Here is a 5,112-nt window from a genome sequence, read left to right as displayed (position 1 = left end):
GGGCCCGCGCGCCCCTCCACCGTCCACACCCGCGCCGTCCTGTCCGCCGAGGCCGTCACCACCCGCCGCCCATCCGGGCTGAAGGCCACGGCCAGCACCTCTCCGCCGTGCCCCTCGAGCACCCGCGGCTCGCCCGTGCCATCCGCGCGCCACAGCCGCGCCGTCCCATCCCGCGAGGCCGTCGCCACCCACCGTCCCTCCGGGCCGAGCACCGCCGCGCGCACCGGCCCCCGGTGGCCTCGCAGCACCGCCGAGGCGATCGGCTGCTGGAGCACCTCCAACGCCGTCTGCGTCCACGCCAGGTGTTGTCCGGGCTCGCGCACCTCCAGCAGCACCAGCAGGGCCGCCGTGGGGTCCTCCTTGCGCAGCTTGTCCGCGATGATCAGCCGGGCGAAGTCCCGCAGCCGCTCCTGGTGCTCGCGCGCTTCCCGGGCCAGACGCTCCGCCCGCTCGCGGCTCGCGTCGATGAATGGCAGCACCCGCTCGTCCAGCTCGTCCGGGTGGGCTTGCAGGAACTCCAGGGCGTCCTCCAGGCGCCGGCCTCGCAAGAGGTAGTCCTCCGCGTGCGCCGACTCCCGGTGGGCATGCCAGCCCTCCGCTCCCGCGCGCAGCTCGAGCCTCTTGCGCCGGCGCTGCTGGTCCTCGCGGATCCACTCGACCAGGGGCAGCCAGTGGCGCAGCAGCGCCTCGTGGGCCACCTCGATGGAGACCTCGCCCCCCTCCGCGCCGCCGCCGAGCACCAGCACCCGGCCTTCCACGAGCCGCCCCAGCGCGGTGTCGAAGGCCCGGCGCGCCCGCTCCTCCACGGGACGCACCCGCTCCCGCCACACGCGCTGGCAGGTGAACGGGGCCGCCCCTTCGCGCACGTCCACCAGCTCCACCAGGAGCCGGCGCAACTGGTGCCGCTCCTCCTCCTCGAGTCCCTCGTACAGCCTGTCCAGCTCCTGGGCGAGCGCCCCGGCCACTCCACCCAGGGCCTGGTAGGCGCTGTGCTTGAGCCACCGGCCCTCGCGCAGCCGCCACAGCCGCTCCAGCGCGTGGGCCAGCAGCGGCAGTCCTCCCGGCTGGCGCTCCACCTCCTGCACGAGCCGCTCCGTGAGCCCCTCCTCCAGCAGGAGCCCCTGCCGCCGCGCGGGATGCTCGATGGCCTCGCGCAGCTCCCCGGCCGTCATCTCCGGCACCAGCAGCAGGCGCCCGCCCTCGAAGAGCACCGCGTCCAACCGGAGCCCGTGCTCGCCCAGCCGGACCTCCGCGCAGCGCCCGAGGTAGTCCACCCGCAGCGTGGCGAGCACCACCGTGTTCCTCCCGGGCTCCCGCGAGGCCTCCCACAGCGCGCCCAGCAGCGCCAGGCGCTCGGCCTCCCCCAACCGGGAGAAGGCCTCGTCCAGCGGATCCACGACCAGGAGCCTCCGCTTGCCCGGAGAGGCCCGCGCCGAGCGCACCGCCTCCAGCGCCCCGGCCTCGCCCGCGCGCACCCGCGTGAGCTCCCAGCGCTCGGGGGGCAGCGCTGGCAGCAGCCCGGCCCGGAGCAGCGAGGACTTGCCACTCCCGGAAGCACCGGCGAGCACCTGGAAGGTGGGCCCCTGCCCCACCGCGGCGGCCTCCACCCGCTGGCGCAGCGTCTGGCGGAGCGGCTCGCGGCCGAAGAAGCGCCGGTGATCCTCGGGCTCGAAGGGCCGAGGGCCGCAGTAGGGAGGGAAGATGAAGGGGCGCAGGTCCGGCCCGTCCCCGGCACGCGCGTAGAGCTGGAGCGAGGCCCCATCCATGCGAGCGCCCTCGAGCCGCAGCGCCTTGCGAGCCTCGGCCAGGGCGTGCTCCAGCGAGGTGTGGCGCTCGAGCAGCTCGCCATAGAGGGTGCGGGTGAAGGTGACGGAGCCGCCCGTGGACAGCGGCAGCCGGGAGGCGACCACGGCGGCGAGGCCCGCGCGGTGGAGCTCCCGGGCGGGGCTGCCCAGGTGGTTGCCCGGGAGGCCCGCGTCGCCTCCTCGGCAGGCGCACAACACCACCATGCGGATGCGCTCGGCGTGGGGCTCGAGCACGGCCCGGAGCGCGGCGGCGTCCACCACCTGCACCTCGCCATCCCCCCACGAGGAGTCCCAGGCGAGGCCATACGCCCCGGGCTCCGAGGGGACGCCATGGCACAGCAGGTGGAGCGCGGCGATGGGCTCGTCATGGGCGCGCAGGGCCTGCTCGAGCGAGGCGAGGCTCACATGGGGGAGCACATCCCGGTGCGGGTCGAAGTCATGGCCGGAGCGGGCGCAGGCCTCGACGAGGGCGCGCTGGTGCGCGGCGACGGGCACGTCCCCGGACCAGGCGAAGAGGATGCGGCCTCCAGCGGGCGGCGGGGAGGACGGTGGAGGAAGCGGCGGCGTCCCGGGCCGCTCATAGGACAGGGTGCAGCCCTCGAGGTCGCTCAGCGCGAGGCCGGTGGACTCCAGAGTGAGCAGCTCCCAGGGAAGCACGCACAGCTCGGCGGGCTCCAGGCGCAGGGTGAGCCGCACCGGCTGGCGGGCCTCCAGCGCCCGCACCATCCGTTGCTCGTCCTGGGCCCACCCCAGGGACGCGAGGAAGGCGCGCAGCAGCTCCCCGAGCCGCTGGGCGGCATTGGGACTGGGGCGGCTGGAGCCCAGACTGGCCAGGTCCTCCAGGGCGAGCTCCCAGGGGAAGGAGGCGCGTGCGGAGGTGCCCCCCTCGCGCAGGCGCAGGTAGTCCCGCGGCTGGAAGAGGAAGCGGTCGGCGTCGCGCGTGCGTTCGCCGGAGACGAGGTGGAGCGTGAGCTCCAGGGGATGGGGAACTCCGAGGGGCGCGATCACGACTCAGCCCACATACAGGCGCTCACTGAAGTAGCGCCGGTACAGCTCACAGCGCGGCAGCACGGAGGCACCCTCCTGCCGCACCAGTCCCGCGCTCCTCAGCCGGATGAATACGCCCTCGTCCGGACAGACGTTGCGCTGCAACACTTCGCGCAGTCCCTCCTTGAGCTGCGGCTGACTGCCCAACCGGAAGAGAAGGTGGCGCAGGTGGTCGCCAAATGGCCCCCGGTCCTCGGCCGCCTGGGTGAACAGGTCCTCCACGCGCAGGCTGCCGATGGCCACCAGGTACAGCGCCTTGCGGATGAGGTACGGGTGTCCGCCCAGCAGGGTGAAGAGACTCTGCTCCTGCTTCGGCCCCAGCGGCAAACCATGCCGCCGGTTGAGCTCCGCCACCTGCTCCGGAGTGAAGTCCCCCAGCTCCACGGTCTGCCCCACGTTGAAGGGCGACTGCGTCAGGTTCTTGATGAACAGGAAGGGCTCGGTCGAGGTCACCAGGACGATGCTGAGCTTCTTCCAGACGGGCGTGGTCGGCAGCGCGCGGTTGTTGTGCCAGCTGCGCAGCATGCCGAAGAAGTCCGTGCCGAAGGGCAGCTCGAAGAGCGTCTCCACCTCGTCCAGCCCCAGCACGAGCGGAGCGTCCAGGTTCTTCAGGAGATGGCCGCTCATGTACAGCCCGCAGCGCTGGCTGCTGCCCATGGGCTTCTTCCAGTAGGTCTCCACCTGGTTCTCCAGCTCGAGCTGCTCACTCAGGGAGATGCAGAAGCGCTGGAAGAAGAGCTCCGGGTCGGAGAAGGTCTGGGTGTCGAACTCCTGGAACGAGAGGTAGGCCACGCGCTTGCCGGCCTCGAGCGCGGAGGCCATGCCGCGCATGAGCAGCGAGCTCTTGCCCATCTGCCGGGCGCCCTTGATGGTGACGGTGGCGCCCTGCTTCTGCGAGACGGCCCGCGTCACCGTGCCATCGGCGTCGCGCACCACATAGAAGGCCGACTGCGTGTCCATGGCCCCCTCGAGCGTCTCGTCCAGCTCGAGCGAGGCCGACGGCTGGGGTTGAGACAGAACGACGGAGCCAGGAGGCGAGCCCCCGCTCATGGCCCTGGCGAGCTGCTCGAGCAGTTCCGGAGGGTGCTCCTGGAAGGAGGTGGGCGCGGGCGCGGGCGGTGCGGAGTCCCGCTGCAGGCCCCCGCTCATGACCTTGCCGAGCTGCTCGAGCAGACGCGGGGTGTCCTCCGGTCCCTCCCACAGGGCCCAGTTGATGGCGCTGAGATAGCTGCTCAGGGGCGGGGGGAGCCGCTCGTGGTACGCGACGCGGATGGGGAGCAGGACGGGCTGGCGCTTCTGCGTCTGGAGCCGGTACGCCAGCTCGATTTCCGTCTGGGCCATCTCGCTGTTGACGGAGAAGGGGGACAGCAGCGCGATGAAGAAGTCCGCCTGGCGGATCTCCGCGTCGATGCGCTCCACCCACTTCTCGCCCACGAGCATGGAGGTATCGATGAAGACCTCGTGAGAGGCCTTGAGCGCCTTGTAGAGCGCCTGGGCGAGGTCTTGATCCGGCGTGACATCGCGCTTGTAGCTGATGAAGACACGGGCCATGGGTCTCTCGGGGGTGAGGGGGTGCGGATATCAGGGCAGGCCGGGGCACGTCTTCCGGTAGGGGACGACCTTGCCCACATCGGCGGGCCACTCCTGCGGACGCAGGTTGCGATCCAGGAGGGAGCAGGCCAGCTCGCTCCAATCCTCGGGCCGCACGGGCCACACGCGCGCCGAGCCATCCCCGCTGGAGGTGGCCACGCGCTTGCCATCCGGACTGAAGGCCACGGCCAGGACGCGGCTGTTGTGCGGCAGGCGCACGAGCCGGCGGCCTGTCGCGGCATCCCACAAGCGAGCCGAGCCGTCCTCGCTGGCGGTGGCCACGCGCGTGCCATCCGGGCTGAAGGCCACGGCGGTGACGGTGTTGTCGTGCGGCAACGGCAGCCGCTGCTCGCCCGTGGCCACGTCCCACACGCGCGCGGCGATGTCCTCGCTGGCGGTGACCAGGCTCCTTCCGTCGGGGCTGAAGGCCAGGGCGGTGACGAAGAAGTCGTGTTTCAGGGGACGGCCCACGGGCGCACCGGTGGCCCCATCCCACAGACGCACGGTGTTGTCCTCGCCCGCGGTGGCCAGGCGGGTACCATCCGGGCTGAAGACCACGGCGAGGATGCTGGCGTCGTGCCGCAGGGGTCCGGCCTGGAGCTCACCGGTGGCCGCGTTCCACAGGCGCGCGGTGCCATCCTGACCGCCGGTGGCCACGCGCCTGCCCCCC

At 72.5% G+C, this 5,112-nt stretch carries 3 protein-coding genes; all 3 read right to left on the bottom strand.

Going from position 1 to position 5,112, the window contains the following annotated elements; translation table 11 throughout:
- On the bottom strand, positions 1-2,813 hold a 2,813-nt coding region (locus Q664_RS62040; protein WP_043390015.1), incomplete at its 3' end, for an nSTAND1 domain-containing NTPase.
- 3 nt (positions 2,814-2,816) lie between these two features.
- The gene (locus Q664_RS04185; protein ID WP_052517652.1) at positions 2,817-4,403 is read right to left on the bottom strand and encodes an AAA-like domain-containing protein; all 1,587 of its coding nucleotides are present in this window, start codon (positions 4,401-4,403) and stop codon (positions 2,817-2,819) included.
- A gap of 30 nt (positions 4,404-4,433) precedes the next feature.
- Positions 4,434-5,112, bottom strand: a 679-nt coding sequence (locus Q664_RS04180) for a WD40 repeat domain-containing protein (protein ID WP_043390012.1), incomplete at its 5' end; no start/stop codon positions are given.

The organism is Archangium violaceum Cb vi76 (assembly GCF_000733295.1).
GTDB classification, from domain to species: domain Bacteria; phylum Myxococcota; class Myxococcia; order Myxococcales; family Myxococcaceae; genus Archangium; species Archangium violaceum.
The sequence above is the reverse complement of the archived record's forward strand: the minus strand, read 5'-3'. Positions and strand labels throughout refer to the sequence as shown.

Bases quoted from the DNA above. Each gene is read 5' to 3' on its own strand.
- Q664_RS04185 (WP_052517652.1), bottom strand. From the start codon at position 4,403: ATGGCCCGTGTCTTCATCAGCTACAAGCGCGATGTCACGCCGGATCAA.